General features: G+C 53.1%; 20 protein-coding genes, 3 tRNA genes and 3 pseudogenes. 17 read left to right on the top strand and 9 right to left on the bottom strand.

From position 1 onward, the window contains the following. The first annotated feature begins 73 nt into the window (after window positions 1-73). The 13 genes and pseudogenes from accD (at window position 74) to MAF45_RS02845 (ending at window position 13,502) form a co-directional block, all read left to right on the top strand. On the top strand, window positions 74-994 hold the full coding sequence (gene accD / locus MAF45_RS02905) for an acetyl-CoA carboxylase, carboxyltransferase subunit beta (protein WP_237978052.1): 921 nt from the start codon (window positions 74-76) through the stop codon (window positions 992-994). A gap of 86 nt (window positions 995-1,080) precedes the next feature. Beyond that, on the top strand, window positions 1,081-2,403 hold the full coding sequence (gene folC, locus MAF45_RS02900; protein WP_237978051.1) for a bifunctional tetrahydrofolate synthase/dihydrofolate synthase: 1,323 nt from the start codon (window positions 1,081-1,083) through the stop codon (window positions 2,401-2,403). Window positions 2,404-2,441: 38 nt separating this feature from the next. Continuing rightward, on the top strand, window positions 2,442-3,326 hold the full coding sequence (locus tag MAF45_RS02895) for an SPOR domain-containing protein (protein ID WP_237978050.1): 885 nt from the start codon (window positions 2,442-2,444) through the stop codon (window positions 3,324-3,326). A 45-nt stretch (window positions 3,327-3,371) separates the two neighbouring features. Further along, window positions 3,372-3,932, top strand: coding sequence for a CvpA family protein (locus tag MAF45_RS02890; protein ID WP_237978049.1), 561 nt, complete (start codon window positions 3,372-3,374; stop codon window positions 3,930-3,932). A 120-nt stretch (window positions 3,933-4,052) separates the two neighbouring features. Further along, entirely contained in the window at window positions 4,053-5,555 is a 1,503-nt protein-coding gene (purF, locus tag MAF45_RS02885) for an amidophosphoribosyltransferase (protein ID WP_237978048.1), read from the top strand. Between the two features lie 83 nt (window positions 5,556-5,638). Beyond that, window positions 5,639-6,049 (top strand): VOC family protein, encoded by a 411-nt coding sequence (locus MAF45_RS02880; RefSeq protein WP_237978047.1) that lies wholly within the window; start codon window positions 5,639-5,641, stop codon window positions 6,047-6,049. A gap of 439 nt (window positions 6,050-6,488) precedes the next feature. Next, window positions 6,489-8,237 (top strand): biosynthetic-type acetolactate synthase large subunit, encoded by a 1,749-nt coding sequence (gene ilvB, locus MAF45_RS02875; RefSeq protein ID WP_237978046.1) that lies wholly within the window; start codon window positions 6,489-6,491, stop codon window positions 8,235-8,237. Beyond that, on the top strand, window positions 8,234-8,734 hold the full coding sequence (ilvN, locus tag MAF45_RS02870; RefSeq protein ID WP_237978045.1) for an acetolactate synthase small subunit: 501 nt from the start codon (window positions 8,234-8,236) through the stop codon (window positions 8,732-8,734). Before ilvB ends, ilvN begins: the two co-directional genes overlap by 4 nt. 79 nt (window positions 8,735-8,813) lie before the next feature. Next, the gene (gene ilvC / locus MAF45_RS02865) at window positions 8,814-9,830 is read left to right on the top strand and encodes a ketol-acid reductoisomerase (protein WP_237978044.1); all 1,017 of its coding nucleotides are present in this window, start codon (window positions 8,814-8,816) and stop codon (window positions 9,828-9,830) included. Window positions 9,831-10,016: 186 nt separating this feature from the next. Continuing rightward, a complete protein-coding gene (locus MAF45_RS02860) occupies window positions 10,017-10,775 on the top strand; it encodes an SIMPL domain-containing protein (RefSeq protein ID WP_237978043.1) in 759 nt (252 codons plus the stop codon). Window positions 10,776-10,874: 99 nt separating this feature from the next. Further along, window positions 10,875-11,522, top strand: a pseudogene (locus MAF45_RS02855) (phosphatidylserine decarboxylase); the annotation flags it as partial. A gap of 429 nt (window positions 11,523-11,951) precedes the next feature. After that, entirely contained in the window at window positions 11,952-12,698 is a 747-nt protein-coding gene (locus MAF45_RS02850) for a CDP-alcohol phosphatidyltransferase family protein (RefSeq protein ID WP_237978226.1), read from the top strand. A 111-nt stretch (window positions 12,699-12,809) separates the two neighbouring features. Beyond that, a complete protein-coding gene (locus tag MAF45_RS02845; protein WP_237978042.1) occupies window positions 12,810-13,502 on the top strand; it encodes a fumarylacetoacetate hydrolase family protein in 693 nt (230 codons plus the stop codon). A gap of 33 nt (window positions 13,503-13,535) precedes the next feature. Here the strand turns inward: MAF45_RS02845 and mltB are convergent, their stop codons facing one another. After that, window positions 13,536-14,657 carry a lytic murein transglycosylase B gene (gene mltB / locus MAF45_RS02840; protein ID WP_237978041.1) on the bottom strand — a complete coding sequence of 374 codons (1,122 nt, stop codon included), beginning with the start codon at window positions 14,655-14,657 and terminating at the stop codon, window positions 13,536-13,538. A 387-nt stretch (window positions 14,658-15,044) separates the two neighbouring features. On the opposite strand from mltB, the gene MAF45_RS02835 reads away from it, so the two are divergent. The 3 genes from MAF45_RS02835 (at window position 15,045) to MAF45_RS02825 (ending at window position 15,304) form a co-directional block, all read left to right on the top strand. Further along, a tRNA-Gly gene (locus MAF45_RS02835) sits at window positions 15,045-15,120 on the top strand. A gap of 25 nt (window positions 15,121-15,145) precedes the next feature. After that, window positions 15,146-15,219, top strand: a tRNA-Cys gene (locus MAF45_RS02830). Between the two features lie 9 nt (window positions 15,220-15,228). Next, window positions 15,229-15,304: transfer RNA gene (locus tag MAF45_RS02825), tRNA-Gly, on the top strand. Window positions 15,305-15,359: 55 nt separating this feature from the next. On the opposite strand, the gene MAF45_RS02820 is transcribed toward MAF45_RS02825, so the two are convergent. Together MAF45_RS02820 and MAF45_RS02815 are read right to left on the bottom strand one after the other, a co-directional pair. Further along, window positions 15,360-16,781 carry a phosphoglucose isomerase-related protein gene (locus MAF45_RS02820; RefSeq protein ID WP_237978040.1) on the bottom strand — a complete coding sequence of 474 codons (1,422 nt, stop codon included), beginning with the start codon at window positions 16,779-16,781 and terminating at the stop codon, window positions 15,360-15,362. Between the two features lie 157 nt (window positions 16,782-16,938). Further along, complete coding sequence (locus MAF45_RS02815; protein ID WP_326520667.1) at window positions 16,939-17,985, bottom strand: acyltransferase family protein; 1,047 nt, start codon at window positions 17,983-17,985, stop codon at window positions 16,939-16,941. Between the two features lie 156 nt (window positions 17,986-18,141). On the opposite strand from MAF45_RS02815, the gene galE reads away from it, so the two are divergent. After that, window positions 18,142-19,143 carry a UDP-glucose 4-epimerase GalE gene (gene galE, locus MAF45_RS02810; protein WP_237978038.1) on the top strand — a complete coding sequence of 334 codons (1,002 nt, stop codon included), beginning with the start codon at window positions 18,142-18,144 and terminating at the stop codon, window positions 19,141-19,143. A gap of 55 nt (window positions 19,144-19,198) precedes the next feature. Here the strand turns inward: galE and MAF45_RS02805 are convergent, their stop codons facing one another. From MAF45_RS02805 to MAF45_RS02780, 6 genes and pseudogenes are all read right to left on the bottom strand, one after another. Next, complete coding sequence (locus MAF45_RS02805) at window positions 19,199-20,374, bottom strand: glycosyltransferase (protein WP_237978037.1); 1,176 nt, start codon at window positions 20,372-20,374, stop codon at window positions 19,199-19,201. Window positions 20,375-20,389: 15 nt separating this feature from the next. Further along, window positions 20,390-21,382: a glycosyltransferase family 9 protein gene (locus MAF45_RS02800; protein ID WP_237978036.1), complete on the bottom strand. Its 993-nt coding sequence runs from the start codon at window positions 21,380-21,382 to the stop codon at window positions 20,390-20,392. 393 nt (window positions 21,383-21,775) lie between these two features. Continuing rightward, window positions 21,776-21,919, bottom strand: a pseudogene (locus MAF45_RS02795) (IS3 family transposase); the annotation flags it as partial. A gap of 482 nt (window positions 21,920-22,401) precedes the next feature. Next, the gene (locus tag MAF45_RS02790) at window positions 22,402-23,481 is read right to left on the bottom strand and encodes an IS110 family RNA-guided transposase (RefSeq protein WP_237978035.1); all 1,080 of its coding nucleotides are present in this window, start codon (window positions 23,479-23,481) and stop codon (window positions 22,402-22,404) included. Between the two features lie 157 nt (window positions 23,482-23,638). Beyond that, window positions 23,639-24,298 (bottom strand): annotated as a pseudogene (locus MAF45_RS02785) (IS3 family transposase); the annotation flags it as partial. A gap of 274 nt (window positions 24,299-24,572) precedes the next feature. Next, window positions 24,573-24,773, bottom strand: a complete 201-nt coding sequence (locus MAF45_RS02780; RefSeq protein WP_237978034.1) for a hypothetical protein — start codon at window positions 24,771-24,773, stop codon at window positions 24,573-24,575. Window positions 24,774-25,262 lie beyond the last annotated feature (489 nt).

Here is a 25,262-nt window from a genome sequence, read left to right as displayed (position 1 = left end):
CGGGAGGAAAGCTTCCGGGCCGTTTCTGCTTTATCCTTACCACCTGACAGGTTCAATCACGGAGTCACAGAAGATGAGCTGGATTGACCGGCTTCGCCCGAAAATCAAAACCGAGAACGTCCCCGCCCAGAGCCGGGTTCCCGAGGGACTCTGGAGCAAGTGCCCGAACTGCGAGCAGGTGATCTACAGCCACGAGCTCGAGGCCTCGCTCAACGTGTGCCCGAAATGCGGCTACCACATGCGGGTGGGGGCGCGCTCGAGGCTTGAGAATTTTCTAGACTACGAAGGGCCCCGCTTGGAGATCGGCCGTGAGATCGTCTCGAAGGATCCCCTGCATTTTGTCGACTCCAAGCCGTACCCGAAGCGCGAGGCCGAAGCGATCGCGAAGACCACTGAAACGGAGGCCCTTGTGGTGATGGCCGGCGAGCTCAAGAGAAATCCGGTCGTGGCCGCCGCCTTTGAATTCGGATTCATGGGCGGCTCCATGGGTTCGGCCGTGGGCGAGCGCTTCGCGCGCGGGGTCGGCTACTCCATCGACCACAGCTGTCCCTTCATCTGCTTTGCCGCCTCCGGCGGGGCTCGCATGCAGGAGGGGCTGCTCTCGCTTATGCAGATGGCGAAGACCTCGGCTGCCGTGGCGGAGCTTTCGAAGGCGGGCCAGCCTTTCATTTCGGTCCTGACCGATCCCACCATGGGCGGGGTGTCCGCTTCCTTTGCCTTCGCGGCCGACATCGTGATCGCAGAGCCCGGGGCGCTCATCGGCTTTGCGGGCCCGCGGGTGATCGAGCAGACGGTGCACGAGAAGCTCCCCGAGGGATTCCAGCGCGCCGAGTTCCTGCTGGAAAAAGGCGCGATCGACATGATCGTGGACCGCCGCGACATGCGGAGCGTGATCGGGCGGATTCTCGCCATGCTCGCCGGACGGCCCCCGAAGGGCTCGGCCGCCCGCGAGATTGCTCCGGCCGAATCCGAGGTTCAGGCGACTCCCTGGTAGAACGCCTTTTTTAAAATAAAATGCACGGACGGCCCCGAAGTTCAGCAGGGCCGTCTTTTTTCTTTCCCTTTTGTCAGAAGGCTGCGATGGCAGAAAAATCCCTTTCCGAGTGGCTCGCCTACATTGAGGACATGCACGGCGGCATGCAGGTGATCGATCTGGGGCTCGAGCGGATGCAGGAGATGATCCGACGGCTCGGCATCCGTTTTTCGATTCCGGTTTTCACCGTTGCCGGCACAAACGGCAAGGGGAGCACCTGCGCGATCCTCGAGTCGGTGCTCCGAAGCGCGGGGCTTCGCGTCGGCATGCACACTTCGCCCCACATGCTGCGCTTTAACGAGCGAGCCTGGCTTCTCGGGCGCGAGGCGACCGACGACGAGCTCGTTGCAGCCTTCAGCGAGGTTGAGGCCGCGCGCGGAGACCTGAAGCTTTCCTACTTCGAGTTCACGGGGCTTGCGATCCTGAGGCTTTTCCAGAAGTCGCACCTTGACGCCCTCGTGCTTGAAATCGGGCTCGGCGCGCGGCTTGACGCGATCAACGCGATCGATCCCACGGTCTCGATCGTGACCACGGTGGGGATCGACCACACGGCTTTCCTCGGGCCCGACCGGGAGTCGATCGGGCGGGAAAAGTCTTTCGTCTACCGCGGGGGGCCGGGCCATGCGGCGGTCTGCGCAGACCGCGATCCGCCCGAGAGCCTGCTCGGACACGCGCGCGAGATCGGGGCGGATCTGCGGGTGCTCGGGCGCGATTTCGATGTCGTCGAGCACGGCGACGGGACCTTTGACTACCGCGGCCCGCTCTGGGACCTGCGGGGGCTGCCGCGTCCCGCGCTCGCAGGCGAGATGCAGCTCTCGAACGCCGCCGGAGCGATCGCGATGCTCGAGGCTGCGGCGGGACTCCGGCTGGGACTGCCCGTAACCCGGGCGGCTCTTGAAGAGGGGCTGCGGCGCGTGGCGATCACGGGACGCTTCCAGACCGTTTCCGTTTCCCCCAGGATCATCCTGGACGCGGGCCACAACCCGCACGCGGCGCGCGAGCTGCTTCGCAATCTCCGCGACTCGGCTCCCCGCGCGGGAGGCCGCACCATTGCGGTGGTGGGGATGTTGCGCGACAAGGACCGCCGCCATGTGGCCGGCATCGTGAAGGACGAGATCGATCTCTGGCGGCTAGCCTCGCTCACCGGCCCGCGCGCGAGCACGGCGGCCGACCTTGCCGCCGAGTTCGAGGCCGCAGGCGTGCCCGCTTCCCGCGTGAAGCTTTTCGATGACGTGGCCTCGGCGCTTGATTTTTCAATCGGCGAGGCCTCGGGCGCTGATAGAATTATCGTATTTGGTTCATTTGTGACGGTTTCGGCCGCCATCGAGGCCCTTCGCGCCCGCGGGATCGCGGTGGCGGTGGTTCCTTAAAAAGAGAGAAAGCCTCAAGGGCAGGAAGGCAGCAGAGCATGGGATTTGGTTTCTGGAAGAAAAAGGGCGAAGGGTCCGAGGACGAGAAGCGCCGGACGAAGCCCGCGCGCGAGGTGAAGTCTCCGCAGGACAGCGATTTTCAGGTGCGGCTTCGCCGCATTGCGATCGGAGCCGCGGTTCTGCTTTCGGCCCTGGTGATCGCAGGTCCCTTTTTTGTAAGCCACCGGGCGGTTGAGGCCGAATCTCCGGCGAAAACCGAGATCCCCCCGGCTCCTTCGCCTGCGGCTTCCGTTCCGAGCGAGGCGAGCGCGGTGGTGAAGGCTCCGGAAACAAGCGTTCCGGCGGCTCCCTCCGGGGCCCAGCCGATGGCTGACTCTGATCAGGGCGCTTCGCGCCAGGCCCAGGCTCCGGCGGCCCAGCCCGCTCAGGCCCAGCCGGATATGAAGGACTCGAAGATCGCCTCGGCCGAGGATGCGGCGCGCGCAAAGGCGAAGGCCGATGCCGAGGCGAAGGCCCGGGCTGCGGAGATAGCAAAGCAGAACGAACGCGCGAAGGCCGCGCTCGACAAGAAGGCAAAAGAGGCTAAAAAGCAGTCTGAAGACCAGCTGGCGGCCGCGATTCAGCGTGAGTCGGGCCGCAAGGGCGCTGCGGCCGATGCCAAGGCTTCGAAGGACCAGAAAGCCGCGGGCGGCGTCTGGACCATGCCGCTGGGGGCCTTCTCGGATCCGGCCGCGGCGAAAAAGGTTGCGGCCACCGCGAGGGCGAACGGCGTGCCTGTGGCTGTTTCAACGGCTAAGAGCGGGGGCAAGGCTCTGACCCGCGTCACGGCCGGCCCCTTCAAGACGCGCGACCAGGCGGCCGCGGCCGAAGGGCGGCTTGCAATGGCGGGCATACGCGCCGGCGCGCCCCGCCAGTCGAAATAAGGGACAAGCGTGCGGCTGACGGCCTCTCTAGCGGAGTAAACCCGGATGGACTTTTCTGCCTTTAACCAGATCGACTGGGTGATCGCGGCCGTGATGACCCTCTCGGGCCTGCTCGGGCTGTGGCGCGGCGTGGTCCGCGAGATCGTCTCGGTGGCCGGCTGGATCGCAGCCGTCATCCTTGTCTTCCGTTATGCGGCGGAGCTGGCTCCGCATCTCACGTTTTTCACGGCTTTCGGCGACATAGGCCGGGTGGCTGCGGCAGCCGCAGTGATTGCGTTTGCCACCGTGGCCGCCTTTGCGGTGGCCGGAGCGGTGCTGCGGCTGCTCATCAAGGCGGTCTCCGGAGGCCTGGGAGACAGCCTCTTAGGCCTGCTCTTTGGCTTTGCCCGGGGTTTCCTCATCGTGGCCCTCGGCGTCTTTGCCGCGAGCTTCACCTCAGCGCCCGAGGGGCTGTCCTGGCAGCGAAGCGAGCTGCTGCCTTACGTTGAAAAGGGACTTTCGCTCATGCGCCCTCTCATGCCCGAGGCGCTTGTGCAGATGGAGGAGCTCGCGCAGCGCAGGCAGCGCGCGTTCCGCGCCGCCTGGGAGGCCAAATTCAAGCTTTAGGGGGCATTTCCTCCAAAGGGCGGTCCCGCATGAAGGCGTCCAAATGCCAAAGATCCGTCGCGATTTTTAGTTAAAATGAGCGGCGTTCTCTTCTTTTACCTTTCGAGGGCTCGACAAGTTATGTGCGGCATTGTGGGAATGGTTTCTGACTCTCCTGTCAACCAGCGTCTGTACGATGCGCTGCTTCTTCTGCAGCACCGGGGGCAGGACGCGGCGGGCATTGCGACTTTGGACGGGCTCACCTTCCACCATCACAAGGCTTTGGGACTCGTGAACGAGGTGTTCCGAACCCGCAATATGCGCAACTTGAAGGGCAACGCGGGCATAGGGCACACACGCTATCCCACCGCAGGCTGCTCCTCTTCTTCGGATGAGGCGCAGCCTTTTTATGTGAACGCTCCTTACGGCATCATGTTCGCGCACAACGGCAACCTGACCAACGCGACCGCGCTCAAGCAGGAGCTTTACGAAAAGGATCACCGCCACATCAACACCTCCAGCGACAGCGAGGCGCTTCTCAACGTGCTGGCCGACGAGATCAGCCGTCTGGTGCAGGGTTCTTCGCTTACGGCTGACAAGGTGTTCGAGGCGGTGCGCGGCGTCCATCACCGCATCCGCGGCGGCTACGCCTGCATCGCACTCATTGCCGGCAAGGGGCTGCTCGCTTTCCGCGACCCGAACGGCATCCGGCCGCTTTGCTTCGGCTCCTACGTGAACGAGCGCGGCTTCACCGAATACATGGTCGCTTCCGAGTCCGTAGCGCTGATCGGCACGGGCTTCACGATGGACGGCGACATCGCCCCGGGGGAGGCGATCTGGATCGACATGCAGGGGCATATGTCGCGCTGCCAGTGCGCGGACAATCCGAAGCTCACGCCCTGCGCTTTTGAACTCGTGTACTTCGCAAGGCCCGACAGCGTAATGGACGGCATCAGCGTATACGGAGCAAGGCTTCGCCTGGGCGAGTATCTGGCCGATGAAGTGGCCCGCTCGATCAATCTCAAGGACATCGACGTTGTCATCCCGATCCCGGATTCGGCTCGTCCCTGCGCGCAGCAGCTGGCTGCGAAGCTGGGCCTGCCCTACCGCGAGGGGATCATCAAGAACCGGTATGTGGGCCGCACGTTCATCATGCCGGGCCAGGCCGTGCGTAAAAAGAGCGTCCGCCAGAAGCTCAACGCCATGCCGGTCGAATTCCGCGACAAAAACGTACTGCTGGTCGACGACTCGATCGTGCGCGGCACGACGATGGGCGAGATCGTGGCGATGGTGCGAAGCGCGGGGGCGAAGAAGGTCTATGTCGCCTCTTCGGCGCCCCGCGTGTGCTTCCCCAATGTCTACGGCATTGACATGCCGACCCGCTCGGAGCTGCTTTGCGGCGACGGCAAGGGCGAGGACGAGGTGGCCCGCATTATCGGGGCGGACAAGGTGGTCTATCAGAGCGTCGACGGACTGCGCGGAGCCCTCTCGGACATGAATCCGTCGATTCCTGACTTCGACTGCTCCTGCTTTGACGGACACTATGTCACAGGCGACATCGACGAGGCTTACCTCGAAAAGCTGGAAGCAGAAAAACGGGAGGCCAAGGAAGCCGACAAGGCGCGGAAGGCCGAAGAGGACTGATTCGCGCCCGCTCCGATATTGGCCCTAGCGCCTCTGAGCGCGGAACGCCGCTCAGGGGCGCGGCTTTCAGGGAGAAAAAAGAAGTGGAAAGCGAGCCTGAGAAGCAGCGCCCGGCCGTCGTGGACAGCCTGGATCATCTGGTGCTTACGGTGGCGGATCCGGAAGCGAGCGTGCGCTTTTACTGCCGCGTGCTTGGCATGAGGCGCATGGTCTTTGGAAACGGGCGGCTCGCCCTTGGCTTTGGCAGCCAGAAAATCAATCTGCACAGAAAGGGAGCGGAAATCGCCCCCTTTGCAGCGAAACCCACGCCCGGCTCGGCAGATCTGTGCTTTCTCACGCGCTCGCCCCTGAAGCGGGTCGAGGAAGCGCTTGAGGCCTGCGGCGGGAAGCTCGAACTCGGGCCCGTTCGCCGCACAGGCGCGCAGGGACCGCTTCTGTCAATTTATTTTCGGGACCCCGACGGCAACCTGATCGAGGTCTCAAACCCTCTTTGAAGAAAAGTGGGGCAGCCCGGCGACACATCCCAGCTTTTGACGGTAGAGAAGCTGGGCCAGAGGTCGGGTCTGCCCTAAGCCTCCTCTGCCTGCGCCCGGCGAGGGGCTCTTTCCCGGAAGCGGTTGTTTCGCTTTCTCCTCCTCAAAAAACAGCCCCGCTGAACTGATTGCGCGGCAAAGCCGCTTAGCCAGGCCCTCTCATAGCCCATAAGTTTTTCGCGGCCTTTTCCCTTTGCTCTGACAGTATTTGCTTTTTCATTGTCGGAAAGTGTATATTTTTAAACATTGGCTCTGACAAAAGCCATCCAGCGTCATCTTCCCGTCTTTACCGGGCCGGGCCGCGTTGACGAAGCATTGGTGATATGACCGTTTTCTGGCCACAAGCCGGAAGCAGGTCCTCCAGACAAATTCATTTCCCGAATTTGAAAGGAACGAATTCATGAACGCAAGCGAGCCGGCTCAGAGTCGAGCCGACGCCCCCATCACGGGGGCTGAAATCGTCTGTCGGGCCCTTGCGGCCGAAGGCGTGACCGAAGTGTTCGGTTACCCGGGCGGAGCGGTGATTCCGATCTACGACGAGATTTTCAAGCAGAACAAATTCAGGCACATCCTCACGGGACACGAGCAGGGCGCGGCGCACGCCGCCGATGCCTATGCGCGTGCCACGGGGCGACCGGGCGTGCTGCTCGTGACCTCGGGCCCCGGCGCGACGAACGCCGTCACCGGCATTTCCACCGCCTACAGCGACTCGATCCCCATGGTGATCATCACCGGCCAGGTGGGCACCGACATGATCGGGACCGACGCCTTCCAGGAGTGCGACACGGTGGGCATCACGCGCCCCTGCGTGAAGCACAACTTCCTCGTGCGAAGCGTCGAGGAACTCGCCGAGACGATTAGGAAGGCCTTTTACATTGCGACCACGGGCCGTCCCGGCCCGGTGCTGATTGACATTCCAAAGAACCTCCAGACCTCGAGGTGCGTTTTCCGCTATCCCGAGAAAGTGAGCCTGCCCACTTACAAGCCTGTCGTGAAAGGGCACTCAGGGCAGATCAAGAAGGCGCTCGCCGCGCTTCTCGATGCCCAGCGGCCGCTCATTCTCGTGGGCGGCGGCGTGATTCTCTCAAACGCAGCCGATCTCATGAACCGCTTCGCCAACCTCACCGGCATGCCCGTGATCTCAACCCTCATGGGGCTCGGTGGGTTCCGCGGCACGGACCGCAAGTTCCTTGGCATGGCCGGCATGCACGGGACGCTCGAGGCGAACCTCGCTCTGCAAAACTGCGATGTCCTCATCAACTTCGGCTCCAGGCTGGAAGACCGGCTGATCTCGGACGTGAAGGATTTCGAGCGGCTGCCCCGCACGGTGATCCACATAGACGTGGATCCCTCTTCGATTTCAAAGCGCGTGACCGCGCATATCCCGATCGTGGGCGACGTGCGTTCGGTGCTTGCGGACATGGTGCGGCTGCTCGAGGAGGAAAACGCGCAGCCCGACACCGAGCAGCTCGCTCCCTGGTGGAACCAGATCGACGAGTGGCGCTCCCGTCGCAGCCTCGACTACCCGAAGACGGGCGACGTGATCATGCCCGAGGCGGTGGTCGAGCACACGCAGGCGGCCGCCCCCGAAGGCACCATTTATACGACCGATGTGGGCGAGCACCAGATGTATGCGGCCCAGTACCTGAAGCTCGATCGCCCGCGTGAGTTTCTCACAAGCGGCGGACAGGGCACGATGGGGTTCGGGCTGCCCGCCGCGGTCGGGGCCGCGATCGCAAAGCCTGACCGCCCGGTCGTCTGCTTCACGGGCGACGGGTCGATACAGATGTGCATCCAGGAGCTCATCACCTGCAAGCGCTACGGTCTTGCCCCGAAGATCGTGATCTTCAACAACGGATACCTCGGCATGGTCGCGGTCTGGCAGCGGCTTTACTGCGGAGGGCGGCTCTCGGAGACGACGCTCGACCCGCAGCCCGATTTCGTTGCGCTCGCCCGTGCCTACGGCCACGTGGGCTACCGCTGCAAAACCTACCAGGAGCTCGACGCAGCGCTTTCCGATGCGTTCGGGACCCACAGGGACGACTGCTGCGTGCTCGACGTACACATCAGCCGCGACGAGCCTGTGATCCCCATGGTGGGGCCGGGCGAAGGCCTCACAAGCATGATTCTGCGGGAGGGAGCCAAATGACCAGCGAACGCCATGTCCTATCCGTGCTCCTGGAAAACAAGGCGGGAGCGCTCTCGCGCGTGGTGGGGCTTTTCTCCGCCCGCGGCTACAACATCGACAGCCTTACGGTCGCGCCGACCGAAAGGCCCGATTTCTCGCGCATGACGATCGTGAGCCACGGCGATGCGGACCTGCTCGAGCAGATCACGAAGCACCTGAACAAGCTTATCGAAGTGCTCAAGGTGGTCGACCTCACCGAGGCTCCGTACGCCGAGCGCGACCTGATGCTCGTGAAGGTCCGGGCCTCAGGGCGGGAGCGCGATGAAATGATGCGGCTTGCGGACATCTTCCGCGGCCATATCGTCGACGTGACCGACAAGTCCTTCACGATCGAGATCACCGGCGACTCGGGCAAGCTCGACGCCTTCCTCGCGGCGATCGATCCCAAGCAGGTGCTGGAGACCGTCCGTTCAGGCGTTCTCGGCATCGGCCGGGGCGAGCATATTCTTAAAGTTTGACCGTTTTTTCTTTTCTTTTTTCGGGCCGGGAAACCGGACCATCTGGCGGGGGGCGCTGCGCCCCTTAGGAGATACTTACATGAAAGTCTATTACGACAAGGACTGCGACCTTTCGATCATCAAGGGAAAGAAAGTCGCCATCATCGGCTACGGCTCTCAGGGCCACGCACATGCCCAGAACCTCCATGACTCCGGAGTCGATGTCGTGGTGGGCGTGCGCGAGAACGGCGCTTCCTGGAAGAAGGCGACCGCCGCAGGCCTCAAGGTCGCTCCGGTCGAGGAAGCCGTCAAGGGCGCGGACGTCGTGATGATGCTGATCCCTGACGAGAACATCGCCAAGGTCTACCGCGAGCAGGTCGAGCCCAACATCAAGCAGGGCGCGGCCCTCGCTTTCGCGCACGGCTTCAACATCCACTACGGCCAGGTGATCCCCCGCGAGGATCTCGACGTCATCATGATCGCCCCGAAGGCCCCGGGCCACACGGTCCGCTCCACCTACAAGGCGGGCGGCGGCGTTCCGCAGCTGGTCGCCGTCTTCCAGGACAAGTCCGGCAAGGCCATGGATCTCGCGCTGTCCTACGCCAGCGCCAACGGCGCTGGAAAGGCCGGCATCATCGAGACCACCTTCCGCGAGGAGACTGAAACCGACCTCTTCGGCGAGCAGGCGGTGCTCTGCGGCGGCCTGGTGCAGCTCGTGAAGACCGGGTTCGAGACGCTGGTGAAGGCTGGTTACGCGCCTGAGATGGCCTACTTCGAGTGCTTCCACGAGATGAAGCTCATTGTCGACCTCATGTACGAGGGCGGCATCGCCAACATGGACTACTCGATCTCGAACAACGCCGAGTTCGGCCAGTACTGGACCGGCCCGAAGGTGGTGGGCCCCGAGGCCCGGGCTGCCATGGAAAAGTGCATTGCGGACATCCAGAGCGGCGTCTACGCCAAGGCCTTCCTTGAGGAGTGCGCCCTGGGCTACCCGGTGCTGCGCTCGATGCGCGCCCAGACTGCCCGCCATCCCATCGAGACCACGGGCGCGAAGCTGCGCGCCATGATGCCCTTCATCACGGCGCACCGCCTGGTCGACAAGAGCAAGAACTAAGCCGTTGAAAAAATGCGCTCCGGGGACCGCCTTCGGGCTCCCCGGACACGTTTTGTTTCAGGTCCGGGGGCGCAGGCTTCCGGATCTTTTTGTTTTCCAGAGTAAAGTGTTCTCCTTATGAAGCGGGTCTCGAGCGCGCCGGGGGACGGCGCGGGACGCTTCCTTTTTGTTTTTTGGAGCACGAATATGGCCTGGAAGGCAAGTTTGATCGCGGCGGCCGCCGCTTTGTCGATTTCGCTGCCCGCTGCGGCGCAGCCGGTTCTTACGCCCGCGCGCGGCGCTGAAATCTCCTGCTCGGTCACCGTCACCCGGCCGGTGGCCAACGACGAGGCGGTGATCACTCTCTCGCTGACCCGCCAGGCCAGGACGGCCCGCGAGGCTCAGGACAAGCTCCTTTCAGCGATGGCCCCCGCGATGCGCGCCATCCGCGGCTCCGTTCCGTCCTCGGAGGCCGAGTTCCAGACCGGGCAGCTTTACACGAACGCGAACTACAGCCAGAGAAAGCCGGGCGAAGCCCCGAAGATCGTTTCCTGGACCTCGCGCCAGAGCGTGGCGGTAAGGCTCAGCAACCCCTCGCGGGCGGGCTCGCTCATTGAGGCGGCCACCCCGCACTTTGAATTCTCGGGCCTCTCCTTCCAGGTCTCCAAGGGCGCCTCGCGCCAAAACCGCAGGGAGCTGATGGCTGACGCCCTGCGCGAGCTCGCCGACCGAGCCTCGGTCATCGCGCGCTCGATGAACCTGCCCGCTTCCGAAGTGAAGCTGCAGAAAGTGAACTTCGGGTCGACGGGAGGCCCCGTTCTCTATCGGCCGGTCCGAATGATGGCGATGGCGAAGGCCGAGGGCGCGGCTAATCCGGCGCCTGATCTCGCCCCGGGCCAGTCGGATGTCGAGCTCACGGCTTCTGCGGTCTTCTCGATCGGGGAGAAGCCTGAGGTGCGGAAGTAGAACGGGTTTCCCGGAGCGGCCCGCCTGAATGTGCGCCCGCACCGGGGCTGTTAAAATGATCCCCCAACATTAGTGCTTTTTTGTCCTTGGAGTCTTTACATGGATAAGCGCATCTATCCCCATCCTTTCATCGCGAAGGAAGGCTGGCCCTTCATCGCGGGCACGGGTCTTGTCGCACTTGTCGTGACCGCTCTTGACTGGGATTTCCTGTCCCTGATCTGCTGGGCGCTTTTCGTTCTGGTGCTTCAGTTCTTCAGAGATCCCGCCCGTGAGATTCCGCAGGGCGAGAAGCTGGTGCTCTCGGTGGTTGACGGCCGGGTCCTCAAGGTGGAAAAAGCAGTCGATCCCTATACGGGGCAGGTCTCGCTTCTGATCGCCGTTTTCATGAATCTCTTTAACGTCCACAGCCAGAGGTTTCCGGTGAACGGCACGGTCCTGAAGAAGGTGTACCGGCCCGGAAAATACTTCAACGCATCGCTGGACAAGGCAAGCGCCGAAAACGAGCAGTGCGGTCTCGTGGTGCGCGCCTCCGATGGAAATCAGCTCACGTTTGTCCAGATTGCGGGGCTCGTCACGCACCGGATTCTCAACTACGTGAAGGAGGGTGACGTTCTCAAGGCCGGAGACCGCTACGGCTTCATCCGTTTTGGGAGCCGCGTAGACATGTATCTGCCGCTCAACGCCCATCCGAAAGTGGTGATTGGCGAAAAAGTCTGGGCAACAACCACCGTTCTCGCAGTTCTTGACGAGCCGGCAGGCGTCGAGCCCGCCCCCGAGCCGGAGGTGAGGATCACAGGCGGCGAGGAGGCAAAGCCCGAGGCCCCCGCCGAGACCATTGTGGTGGATGCGGGGAAAACCGAAGCTGCTTCAGCAGCGGCTGAGCCTGCCGCTGCCGGGGAAAGCGGCGCCTCCGGACAGAGCGCCGCTGCGGCCGCAGCAGAGGAGCCCGCAGCCGGGGCTGCCGCTTCTCCGGAGTCTCAGGAGCCGAAGGCCCCAAAAGACTCGGAGGTCCGCTAAGGCCGAGGCAGATCCGTCCCGCAGGCGGCTTTCTGCTGCGGGACTCTGATAGTGTTTTTTAAGTTTAATTTTTAGATTTAAAAGAATCTCAAGATGCCCAATGAACGTGTTCCAGGCCAGCGTGTCCCGTTGACTGAAATCGGCAAGCGCAACATCAATATGGTGCGGACCCGGGGGATTTATGTTTTGCCGAATCTCTTTACGACCGCATCGCTTTTCTGCGCTTTTTACGCCATTGTTCAGGCTTTGGGCGGGCACTATGACGTCGCCTCTCTCGCCATTTTCTTTTCCATGCTCTTTGACGGCTGCGACGGACGCGTCGCCCGCCTCACCCATACCGCAAGCGAGTTCGGCGTCCAGTACGACTCAATCGCGGACATGACGGCTTTCGGCGTGGCTCCCGCGATCGTGATCTACCAGTTCGCGCTCTCCGGACTTGGGAAAATCGGCTGGGCCGCGGCGTTCATCTACTGCCTGGGCGCAGGGCTGAGGCTGGCGCGCTTCAACACGAATGTCGGTGTCGTTGACAAGCGCTTTTTCCAGGGGCTTCCGAGCCCTGCGGCCGCAGCCCTCATTGCGGGGTTCGTCTGGCTCGCGGTGGACAACAGGCTGCCGCCCTGGATCGTGGACGCCCTGCCCTGGGTCGCGGCCTTCCTGTCGGTGTACGCGGGCCTCACGATGGTCTGCAACGCGCCTTTTTTCTCCGGCAAGAACCTCGCCGTCGTAAAGACCGTGCCGTTCTGGTTCCTGCTTGTGGCCGCCGTCCTGTTTATTCTGATTTCGAGCAACACATCGCTTTCCGTCTTCATCATCTTCTGCATCTATTCGGTCTCGGGGTATGTCTACCAGGCCTGGCTGTGGTGGAGGGGAAAGCCGAACCCGGTGAGGCCCGAGCGCACTGAGTAAAAGCCGCGGCTGCGCGGGGAAAGTTCTGACGCCGGATCTGTGCGCGGTTCCGGCGTTTTTCTTTCGCGCCGCAGCCGTTAAAATGCAGTTGTCTTCCTTGAGGAGTCTGCCATGCCGTTTCTTTTTGCACCGCCCGCTCAGGCCGTGCTGCCGATAGAAGGCGAAAAAGATCTGTATTTTCCCCTTCACCGCGTCTACCACATCGGACATAACTATGCGGAGCACAACAGGGAGCTTTCCGCTCCGGACGAACCGGTCATTTTTTTAAAGCCGGTGGACGCCGTGGTGCCGATGGTCTCAGGCAGGACGGCCGAAGTGCCGTATCCGCCGGAAACCAGCAATTTCCAGCATGAGATCGAGCTGGTCGCGGCGCTGAAGGCGGGAGGCCGGAACCTGTCGGCGGAGGAGGCCCGGGCCTGCATCTATGGCTTTGGCGTCGGCATCGACTTCACCCGCCGCGACCTGCACCTCGCACTGCGGGGAAAAGGACAGCCCTGGGAAAAGGGCAAGACGGTCGATGACGCGCTTCCCGTGACCGAGCTGCGCCCGATTGAGCGCACTCCGGAAATGGACAATCTGGAGATCTGGCTCTATGTCAACAATGAGAAGCGTCAGAGCGGATCGACCTCTCAGATGATGTTCCCGGTGCCGGAGCTCATCGCGCACCTCTCGAAGTACTGGGAGCTCAAGCCCGGTGACATCATCTTTACAGGGACGCCGGCCGGTGTGGGTCCGGTGCAGAAGGGGGACGTCCTCAAAGGCGGGATTTCAGGAGTCGGAACTTTTGAACTGAAGATTGTCTGAGCCGAATCTTCGGGGCCGGCCGCTGCGGGCCGGTCATGACGCTGCCGAAGAGCTCTGCGCCATTTCCGAGGCCTCCTTGTCCATGGAGGCCGTTTCTATTTCCTGGGCCAGATCGGCAACGGCGCTCGCGTAGAAATAGCTGCGGTTATAGGAAAGGATGGCTGCGAAATTGCGGGTTCCCAGGCGGTATTCCGTCATGAGGTTCCCGTCCGGGTCCTTGGTGGGAAGATTGACGACAAGCAGCGGCTCGTCATCCGGAAGATCGATTTCAAGATCCGGCACAAAGCCGTTTTTAAGCACCTCGCCCAGCGTGGTGTTGGGCTGAATGCCTCCCTTTACGAGGCCAAGATTCGCGCCGGTTTCGGGCGTGCAGGTAAAGTAGGCGGGCAGGCCCCGCACCCAGCCGCTGTTTGCCAGATAGTTCGCCACGGAGCCCACGGCGTCAGCCGGCGAATTCACCAGGTCGATCTTTCCGTCATGGTCGTAGTCGACTGCGAGCTTTCGCACCGATGAGGGCATGAACTGCACCATGCCGATGGCGCCGGCAAAGCTCCCGAGAACGGAAGTGGGGTCCAGATTCTGTTCGCGGACCAGAAGAAGAAACTCGGTTAGTTCTTTGCGGAAATAGTCGGCCCGCCGTTTGTAGTCAAAAGATAGGGTGCAGAGGGCGTCCAGCACCCGGAAGCCGCCCTGATTGCGCCCGTAGACCGTTTCAACGCCGATGATTGCGGCAACAAAATCGCGCGGCACTCCGAACTGGTCTTCTGCATCGGAGAAAGCCTGTTCGTTTTCATCCAGGAAGAGGCATCCGCCCTGGATCCTCGCCCGATTCACCATGCGGCGGCGGTACGCGGCCCAGTTGCTTCGGGGGGCGGCGCCCGCCGCTTTGGGCTTCGGGGTCATCAGCTGCTCGACCCGCGGAGAGTAGGTGGCCAGATCCAGGGTGTCAGCGATGAAGTTTTTAGGCAGCTGGGTCGCGGCTGACGTTTCTTCGATATAGGCCTGCACCTCTTCAAGGGAAGAGTAGGGAAGAGACTCGCTTGACTGCTGCGACTTGAGGCTCAAGTCCGACACCTGGGCGCAAACGATCGCAGGCAGCCCGGGTATTGCGGCTGTCAGGGCAAAAGTCAGCAGTTGCCGTCTGGTCAGAGTCATGCCTTAAAGTCGAAATCGTCAAGATATTTCAATTATAGAGTCGATTGACAGAACGATAAGCCCGTTCAGCTCACGGATAGAGCGTTCTGAATTTTTTTAAGAAAATTAGAAATTTCTAATCTGCCCCTACGAAGAACTAATTCAAAAATTCCATGTTTTTAAAGGATGTAGCCATATGCATAGAACAATGGCGTGACTGTTATTGATGGTACTTTGGGAATATCCCCAAAACCAAACGAAGCGAATTGAAACGGCAAATTAGCTGAAGTACTGGTTATGGAAAAAATTAAAGCTTGGTTATCTGAGATGAACCGCTTTATGTTGTGTAGATTTGATGACAGGCTATCTTGACAAAAGAAGAGAAATTGGTAAAATTTCAAATCTCATGCGGGAGTAGCTCAGTTGGTAGAGCGCAACCTTGCCAAGGTTGAGGTCGCGAGTTCGAGACTCGTCTCCCGCTCCACTTTCTAGAAATAGAAAGCAAGGACGGCGCGATAGCAAAGCGGCCATGCACCGGATTGCAAATCCGTAGACGGCGGTTCGACTCCGCCTCGCGCCTCCACATCAAATTGCGGGAGTAGCTCAGTTGGTAGAGCGCAACCTTGCCAAGGTTGAGGTCGCGAGTTCGAGACTCGTCTCCCGCTCCAATATTGGTTCGGGCATCTCCTCGTTGTGTAAACCTTTTTATCCAATTGCAGAGGCTTACTGATGGTGGGGGTTATTTTCAGCAACTAATGAAAGTTTTTTCCCATATTCGACCCCTGGCTGATCAAAAGGATTAATGCCAAACAAGGCTCCCAACATCGTAGTTTTGTGCTCATACATTGCCATCAGAGAGCCAAGCCTGCGTGGGGTTAGTTCATCAATTGCGATCGTTGTTACACCATTAAAGTATGGTGTTAGGGGGTCTCGAGCGACCAATGCCTCTGCTTGTGCTCTAGCGTTAGATAAAAGAACTTTATTCAGTACTGAATGATTGTGCCCTGGTTTTTCACACCAGATAATATCGACACTAGTCTTACCTGTTCCTTCCCTAAGCCACTGGAAAAAAGAGTGTTGAGACTCGTCGCCGTGTCCTCCCCACACGCCCTGTCCAGTACTACCAATCACTGGCATTCCGTTAGTTTGACGAGATTTACCAAGGCTTTCCATTTCTAGTTGTTGAACCCAAGAAACAAACATCCGAAGCCTTTCGTCATATGGCAAAATACATTGCAGCATAATCCCTAATCGAGTTGCATTCCAGTAAGAAATTAATGCTAAAAGGGCGGCAAAATTCCTGTTTAGGGGGGAATTAGCGACATGGCAGTCCATATCATATGCACCAGCTAGGAATTCGCTAAAAATTTCTGGCCCTAAAGCAATGACATCTGGAAGGCCGACAGATCCCCAGACTGAAAATCGTCCTCCCACCCAGTCCCACATAGGGAAAAGATTTTCTTTTGGTAAATTTAAAATATTTGGCGCCTTAGGATTAGCTGATACAACCACAATATGTTTAGCTCTGTCTGTTCCTTTAATACCAGATTCCTGAAGCCATTTATCTATTTCTGCGGCATTGACTAGAGTTTCTCTAGTTTTAAAGCTTTTACTAGAAACAATGATCAAAGTCTTGTAAGGGTTAACTGTACCAACGATTCTGTCAAAAATAATTCCATCTACACTGGATAGAAAATGAATCTGAATTTTAGGATTGACTTCATGAAATGCATGGTACAAAGCTTTCGGGCCCACCTCTGAACCGCCAATTCCAATATTAATAATGTCAGTAAAACTATCTCCTTTACAGCCTTTTAATTCTCCAGATCTAATTTTTTTGGCAAACAAAAACATTTTCTGTTTAGCTTGATTTATTTCTTGATAGTGAGGGGCATTGGCGGTTTGAGAACGTAATGCTGTATGAAGTGCTGCCCTATTTTCAGTACGGTTTACTAAATTACCATTCATCATAGATAAGAAATTTTCCATTAATTTCCTATCTTCAGCAAAAGAAATTAATCGGTTAAGGTCAGACATAGTTAGCCTTTGGCGACCAAAATCCAACCTTATTCCACAATCTTCAAAAGAGACAACTCCATCTCCATCTCTTAAGAAAGGAAGTACCGTTACGGGTGATGAGGACATTCTGTTAATTTTTCCTTTTTATTCGTATTCTAATTTCAATATTAGATATTTTACAATAACTAAAATTTTTAATTCTTGCAAATTTATTCATTGTAATTTCTTTGGTGCAAGATATGCAAGAAAAATTTTAGTAAACTATAAAAGAAAGTAGTTTATTTTATTTACTAATCAGAAAAATTCCCTTCAACAAATATAATTTATTAAATATGAAGTTTCTTATGATATCTATAACAAAACAAATAAAATAGATAGACACTGTTGCAAATACATACCATATAATAAAATAATTTTTATCAAAAAAATTTTCAGGGTTAAACAAATGCCTAAAAAATATTGGATAAAGCATGCCGCAGTGGATAAGATAAACGGGAAAAGATTTCTGTGATAGTAAGTCAATAAAAGATGGAAGTTTTGGCTTTAGTGTAATACAGATCGAAAATAACAATACAGTTAGAATGATGATAGGTGATTTCTCAACTGTCCATATAAAAAAATCTGGAGAAATGCTTTTTGTATATTTAGCAAAAAGGAACTCAGAAAATAAAATTAATGAAAAAATAAGGCAAGCTAAAAATATTAAAACTTTTCTATATTTTATAAGATATTCTATTTTTTGTTCATAAATATATATTCTTATAAATCCACCAACTAAATAAAGAAGAATGAAGATATCAATTTTGCTATTTATATTAAAGTAGTTTTGAAGAGTAAAGGTTGGAATAATAGAAGAAATACAAAAAATTAAGAGTATTAATTTTAATATTTTATCTTTAAAATTTAACAAAATACTGTTAATGAATGGAACGAAAATAATTAACAAAAAATATGTACTCATGAACCAATATTTAGCTGTTATTATTGGGAAAAATTGTGAAAAAAGTCCATGAGGAACAAATTTCAAGTGTGCGGAAATGTAATAAGAAAAAATAGAATAAAATAAAACAATTGAATAAAGAGAAAAAAGGTGACTTAAATTTAATTTATTTTTTTTACAAAGCAAAAATCCTGAAATTAAAACAAAAACACAATTTCCAATTCCGCCTCCCATACGAGCAATCGCAAAAAACCACCAATTTAAACTAATAGAATGTAATGAATTAAAATCAACAGGACTATGATCTGTAAAATGAAAAGCGATTATTCCTAGCATAGCAAATATTCGCATATATTGAATCGATGTGATCTTGTCTTTTACCGAAGCCATTGTTATGATATTTAAAAATAATTTATATAAATATCAAATTCATATCATAATAAAAAATATGAACTGATATGGTTCACGAATAAGTGTTTAGCGCTTAATGGTAACACATAAAATGATATATAATATTTGAATATTATAAAACGATAGGTTCTTGTTATGAAGATATTTTTAACAGGCGGTGCAGGATTTATCGGTTCTCATACCGCAGTTGTGTTGCTAAAAGCTGGCTATGAAGTTGTTATTTATGACAATTTTTCAAATTCTCAACCATCAGTAATTGATCAAATAAGCAAAATTGCAGGGAAAAGACCAGAAACGATTGAAGGGGATATTAGAGATAAAGAAAAGCTACTGCAGGCTTTAGCTAATGTTGATGTTGTTATTCATTTTGCGGGTTTAAAAGCCGTAGCTGAGTCAGTCAAAGAACCACTTAAGTATTATGAGAACAATGTCAATGGAACTTTAGTATTATTAAGAGCAATGAATGAAAAAAAGATAAAAAGAATAATCTTTTCTTCTTCCTCTACTGTTTATGGTATTCCAGATAAATTGCCTTTAACAGAAAATTCACCTACTGGAGGTGTTTCAAATCCGTATGGGAGAACAAAACTTCAGATCGAAGAGATCTTAAAAGATATTTGCGCGGCAGATCATTTATTTAGTGCGGTATGTTTAAGATATTTTAACCCTATCGGTGCTCACGAATCTGGATTAATAGGTGAAAATCCAAATGGTATTCCTAATAATCTTTTGCCGTATGTAGCTAAAGTTGCGCATGGAATATTGCCTTATGTTCGAGTTTTTGGTTCAGATTATCCAACTTTAGATGGAACTGGGGTCCGAGATTATATTCATGTTATGGATTTAGCAGAAGGCCATGCTTTATCTATTCCTTACATAGTTAAAAATTTAGGATGGAAAGCCATTAATTTAGGCTGTGGTAAAGGATATAGTGTTCTAGATATTATTCATGCCTTTGAAAGAGCAAGTGGGAAAAAAATACCATATAAGTTTTTGCCAAGACGGCCTGGAGATATAGCAGCAAATTGGTGTGATCCATCCTTGGCCCATACTTTGTTACATTGGGTTGCGAAAAGGGATTTAAATGATATGTGTAGAGATTCTTGGAATTTTGAGCTTCAATATCAAAAAAAATAAATCTTCTTAAAAAAGTTTCAACGCATATAGCGTTGAAACTTTTTTTATTTAAAAATCAGATAGCTTTTGCATACGATTTAATTCTTAACAAGGGAATGTTAAAAATTCGTAAAGAACGTTCTTCTGGAGCTTTTCTCCATTCAATAATCTTGAATAAAGAAATAGTAAAAAATACTTTATTTGGAGTCAGATATTTTATGTAGAGAAAAGGTATACCTAAAATTTTTGTTTTAATACGAGTTTGTTCTATTTTTTTCGTAAAAATAGGTATTATTTTAAAAATACTGATGCGGAAAGTATCAACAATATTTTTGTTTAATGAGGTGTTAGATAAAGAAGGGTATTCATTTATTTTTTTATAATTATTTGCAATATCGAACCAAATTCCTACAGTTGAAATATTAGACCTGTCAAAATCAGTTCCTCCTAAAGCAAGCCATTCTAAATGATTTCTGAACCATTCCGGATATGATTGAAGCAGTAATTGATTATTCCATGGCTTTTGATTAGTACCAAAATGTACCATTTTAGCTAAAGGTGCATAGCCATGATGAGCGTGGCAGACGAATTCATTCCAAGAAAATTCGTTAGGTTTGATGTTTTTATCTTGGTAAAGCAGTTGAATAACAGCTTGGTCTAAATTTTTCAGATGATTAGCCCATTTCATAGATAGAGAATAGCAGTAAGCAGCTAAATCTTTATAGTTTGGGAGATCATCGTTGACGACCATTACGGCATTTATGTGGCTGTCCCGTTCCATGTCATAACCAGGAACGGGTTTAATGAACTGATCACCAACTGTCCATACTGTATTCCAATTTAAGTCTTTTGCTTGTCCGATCGGTCCGTATTTCTCTAATTCAGATATGTCGCCTTGTACACATATATCACAATCAAGCCAAATGACTGTTTTATATTCATCTAGAAGATTAAAAATTTCAAAATGGGCCGCTGTTAGTAAAGAATTAGGATTAGTCCATCTACCGTTTTTTGGTAATCCTTTATCAGACAGCATAAATTTTTGGAAAGAAGGGTCGAAACTAAATTCCTTCAAAATTACGCGTGGAATTTTTTCTAATGCTTTTATATTTTGAGTTTGAAGTTTTGTATGATATATGACTATGTCAAACTCTTTATGTGGCATATACTTATTTAATCCTAATGCCACATTCCCTGCTGCAAAAATAATATTATCAGAGCAAATTAAAAAATAAGCTAATTTTTTTTTCATTTTCTCACCTTTTAATCAGTCTCTGTAAAAAGCTTGATCACACCATAGTGTAGCTTTTGAATGTAAAAAGTCTTCAAGTTTATTGGCAGGATTGGATTCGGCTATTTCTGTTTGAATAATATTAGAGCGTGTTGATAATTTATCAAAATTATTTTTTATAGCCTTAATAATGTCAGAACTTTTAATGTTTCGCACGCATTTGTAATTATAAAAACACGGTTGATGTTGAGGATCTCTTAAATTTTTTGCGCATAAATCACAATAGTCTATAGCTTTGACTAGTATATTATTTTTATAAAATGTACAACTGATAGGTTCTCCGGTTGACTGGAGAACTAGAGAATTACAATTTGCTGCCTTTGCTAAATGAATCAAGCCCCCTACACCACCAATAAAAAATAATGAATTCTTTAATAATCTTAAAGAGTCTAAAATATCTAAACCGCGGCAATCCTTTACAGATTTTAATAATCTATCTTTTTTCCCGCCGAGCTGAACGAAAGAAACTTTATCTGAAAAATAGTCTATGATAGGTTGCATAATTTCACAAGGAATAGCTTTATAGTTCTGGAGCCCGCCCGTCATAATACATATATATTGATCTTCTTTATTTTTTATTGGGAAACCGAAGTCTAATGGTATCTTTATTTCTATTTCTCCAGACAGCCCCATTCTTTCACAATATGTGGTAATCATATGTTTTCTTGGCCAACAAGTAACATTATTTTTAAAAGATGGAGCAAGATATTTATAACTGCTAGCAGTAATAAACGTTGGCTCTAAATCTTCAACCATAGCCTGTTCTATAAGCTTCGATCCTTCATTGCTGTTCAATTTATTGAAAGTAAACCAATCGATAGCTTCAACATAAGGGCATAGTTTAGTTAAGTTCTTAAAATTTGTACCAATGATAGCTTTTTCACCAGTTAGTTTAAAATAATTGTAGGCTGCGGCTAATAAGACAAGATTATCTCCCATGCCTGACCAAGTAAAAAATAATTTTTTCAATTTGAATTTCCTTGTCTTTTAGAAAAGTAACAATGTATTATACACGGCGAGAATTTGATGATAATCTGCAACTATATTAAAAAAGTAATTAATAGAGCAATTCATGCCGAAGGCTAACTCTGTTTTGCTGAACAACAGCTGAATTACTGATTAAAAATAGTTATACTACAGTATTATGTAAATAGCATATAGGTTGTTTGTATGGTTGATTTTACAATAATGCGACGAATGAATCGAAGGAGACGCGGACAAAAACCTAGATGTAATCGAGTATCATAATATGCCTGACCATTGCTTTCACACAGAAAGGGGATACGGACGTTTTTCTGGATTGTCAAGCGTATGTCGATTTGCCCCCCAGGGGAGGAGATGCGGACGTTTTTCTGGACCAAATTAATGTACTAAAACCCGCCTTTGACGGAACTCCAGGGGACTGAGTCCACCTAGTGAAACCTTGATTCGTTTTCGGCAGTACCAGCGCATGTACGCCTCGAGGTGATTGATAAAGTTTTCCAGCGTGACGCCTTCCCAGCTCCTGTTGTATACGTGGTCAGCCCAAACTGTTGAGGCGTAGTTTCCCTAACGGGGCATGCGCAAGCATGCCCCAACTTTAAAAATCTCAATTAAAAAGCTCAAATCGAAGAATCAGCATCGAGCCGCCGCACCAGTGCGCGCATGATCAACACTTGCGCGCACCCATTATCGCGGCGGCGAGCGTCGAATTTCATCTGCCGCCACAACCTGATTCCCATAACCATTCCTGCCGATGCACTTGTAGCGCCAGCTCTTCGTGTGATGAGGAGGCTTCACAGCAATACGTCCGCGGTCGTCATGAGGAAGGTTTTCTCTTCCTCGCCGCCTAGTGATATTCGGGTGCGGCGGGAGCGCACTATAAAAAACGCAGTTTCATAGACTTGAACTATTGCATTTTCCTGCGTTTTCCCGCCGCCTTGAGCCGGATCGTCACTACAACATTGGCCTTCGTGGTCCTGAGAAAATATTCTTAGCTGCTCTCCGACTTAAGCCGCAGCCCTCGATCTGCCGGCTTTGATAGGCTGAGGCCTGTATTCCATGCCTTTCTCACAGAGTATTCTCCAGGCGATGCGGGCGAGCTTTGCCGCGATGGCGCAGACCTTGACGCCGTATTTCTTTCCGGACGCCTTGATCTTCCGGACCCATTCGCCAAGAGTTCCCTCGAGCCTGTCAGCCATGATCATCAAAGCCGCGGCCCCCTGAACTAACATGGATCTGGGGTGTTTCGGCCCTCTCTTCGTAATGTGGCCCAGGGTGTCCCTGTCTCCGGTCGAGTTCTGGCGGGGCACAAGGCCGAGAGACGCCGCAAACTGCCGGCTGTCGCGGAAGCGGGAGGCTTCCCCGCAGTGCGTGAGGAGAGCGCCGGCGCATTTGGGGCCAATGCCCGGAATTGTCATCAGACGCTTCGAGTCCTCGTTTGCACGCACGAGTTCGTCATACTTCTGTCCGGCCTTTTTCTCCCATTCAGAGGCCTCGAGCCAGGAGTCCCGCAGCATCAGGAGGGCTTCCTCGGCCAAAGGCGTCAGATCTTTCGTATGCGTCTCTATGAACTCCGGCAGGTGTTCGGCTATGAACCGGCTGGTTTGAGGACTGCTTAAACCATATTCGAGCAGCAGGGCGTGAATTCGGTTTCCGAATTCTATGCGGGTCTTCATGTAGCCCTGATAGATGCGCTGCAGGGACTGGAGATCCTGCTGCGCCTGGGTTTTCGGGACCACAAAGCTGATGCCCGGAATGTACCAGGCCCAGGCGATGTAGGCGGCATCAAGCATGTTGTTCTTCTGATGTCCGCATCTGATCCGCTTCACATCCCCGGGGTTCAGGAGGCGTCCGTCGTGCCCCAGCGCTTTCACCTTGCGGACGAAGCAGTGGCTTCCGCCGCAGGCCTCCATCAGAACGGAGGCCCGGGGCATGTTCGCAAGCCTTTCCAGCAGCTTTTCCTTCGAAATGCGGGGCAGCTTCAGGGCTATCTTCCGATCTTTGTCAAAACCAACAACATCACAGTGAGTTTTGGCAAGGTCGATGCCGATGACAACAGCGGGATTGTTTGAGAGGGTAGAATTCATGGCGGAGCGCTCCTTGGTTTTGGATACCTCAGTTATAACCCCGGGCGGGGTTGTGTTCTGAGAAGCAAGGGCGCTCTTTTTGTTTTCAGCTACAGTTTTCATGATGGATGGTCACCGCGAGTAAGGCCCCGCCGTAGGGGGCTGACCATCTCATTAACATCTCGTTTTTCAGCCTCCCGAAAAAGCCTTCGCAGGCGGAATTGTCCGGGCTGCACCCCTTTCGGGACATGGATCGGACAAGGCCCGCGTGCTGGGTCAGAGAGATCCACTCAGGCCAGCGATAATGGCACCCACGATCCTAATGAATCACCGGGTGTTCTCCTGCCTTCAGAATTGAGATTGCTTTCTTAAGCATCAGGTTGGCCAGATCCGAGCTTGGGCTGGTTCCTATGGTCCAGGCCACTGGCATCCCGTCAAAGCAGTTGATAATTGGAGATAAATAGACCTTCCCTGCGGGAATTGCGAACTCAGTGATATCCGTCAGCCACAGTGCGTTTGGGGTGGAAGCGTGGAATTTCCTCTGCACGATGTTTGGGACTTCAGGCGTCAGTTCTCCGCGATAGGACGAATATTTCCTTTTCCTCGGCGTATACACGTAAAGTCGATCCTGCCGCATGATCCGACGAACTACTTTCTCAGAAAGACGGATGCCAGCCCGCTTCAGAAGCCACCACAGCCGCCTGTAGCCATAGCTGCGGTAATTCTCTGTGAACAGCTGAAAGATCAGACCTCTGGCCTCTTTGTACTTGTCCGGCTTGTCAACTGCGGCCTTCTGGTAGAAATAGCTGCTTTTCGAAAGGCCAAACGCAGCTAAAAGGGGGGTGCGGACGTTTTTCGGGACCACAAAGCTGAGGCCCGGATTTTACCAGGCCCAGGCGATGCAGGCGGCGTCAAGCATGTTGTTCTTCTGATGTCTGCGCACCGTATGCGCTTCACATCCTTGGGGATCGGAAGGCGTCCGTCGTGCCACAGCGCTTTCAATTTGCGGAAGCTGTGGTCCCCACCGAAGGCATGCATCAAAACGGAGCCCCGGGGCATGTTCGCAAGCCTTTCCAGCAGGTTTTCCTTCGAAATACGGAGCAGCCTCAGGTCTATTTTCCTGTTCTTGTAAAACCAACGATATCACAGTGAGTTTTGGCAAGGCCGATGCCGATGACAGCAGCGGGATTGTTTGTGAGGGTAAAATTCATGGCGGAGCGTTCCTTGGTAACGGATACCTCAGTTATAACCCCGGGCGGGGTTGTGTTCTGAGAAGCAGGGGCGCTCTTTTTGTTTTCCACTACAGTTTTCATGCTGGATGGTCACCGCGAGTAAGGCCTCGCTGTACAGGGGCTGACCATCTCATTAATATCCAAGGCTCTACGAACAGTATTCGCTTAAGTAAGTAGTTGCTAAGCGAACTGATGAACATTCAGATGTTGTCCGGGGAGGGCATCACGCCTCTGCTCTCCGAAATCACGCAGAAGCACCTACAAATATTTGACTGCATGGTTGTGCCAAGGCACTCCATTTGACCTGCACAGTATATATTTCGCGGATTTCACATTGGTAATAATTACAGTTTTTTTGAAGGGGCAGGTCCATGTAGTTTTGGGAAAGGCGTGTTTGAGTGCACTTTTTTTATTCATACAACCTCGTATCCCCACCCTAGGAGCGTAAATTCCGCAAAATTTATAACTAGTTAAGAGCAAAAATATTTTTGATTTCAGTCAATTAATCCCTCGAAAGAGGGTTTATTTTTCGGAGAAAACACAGTATAATTATAACTATATAGAATTGAT

The organism is Mesosutterella porci (assembly GCF_022134585.1).
GTDB lineage: Bacteria > Pseudomonadota > Gammaproteobacteria > Burkholderiales > Burkholderiaceae_F > Mesosutterella > Mesosutterella porci.
Note: the sequence above shows the minus strand (reverse complement) of the source record. Positions and strands in the feature narration are given on the sequence as shown.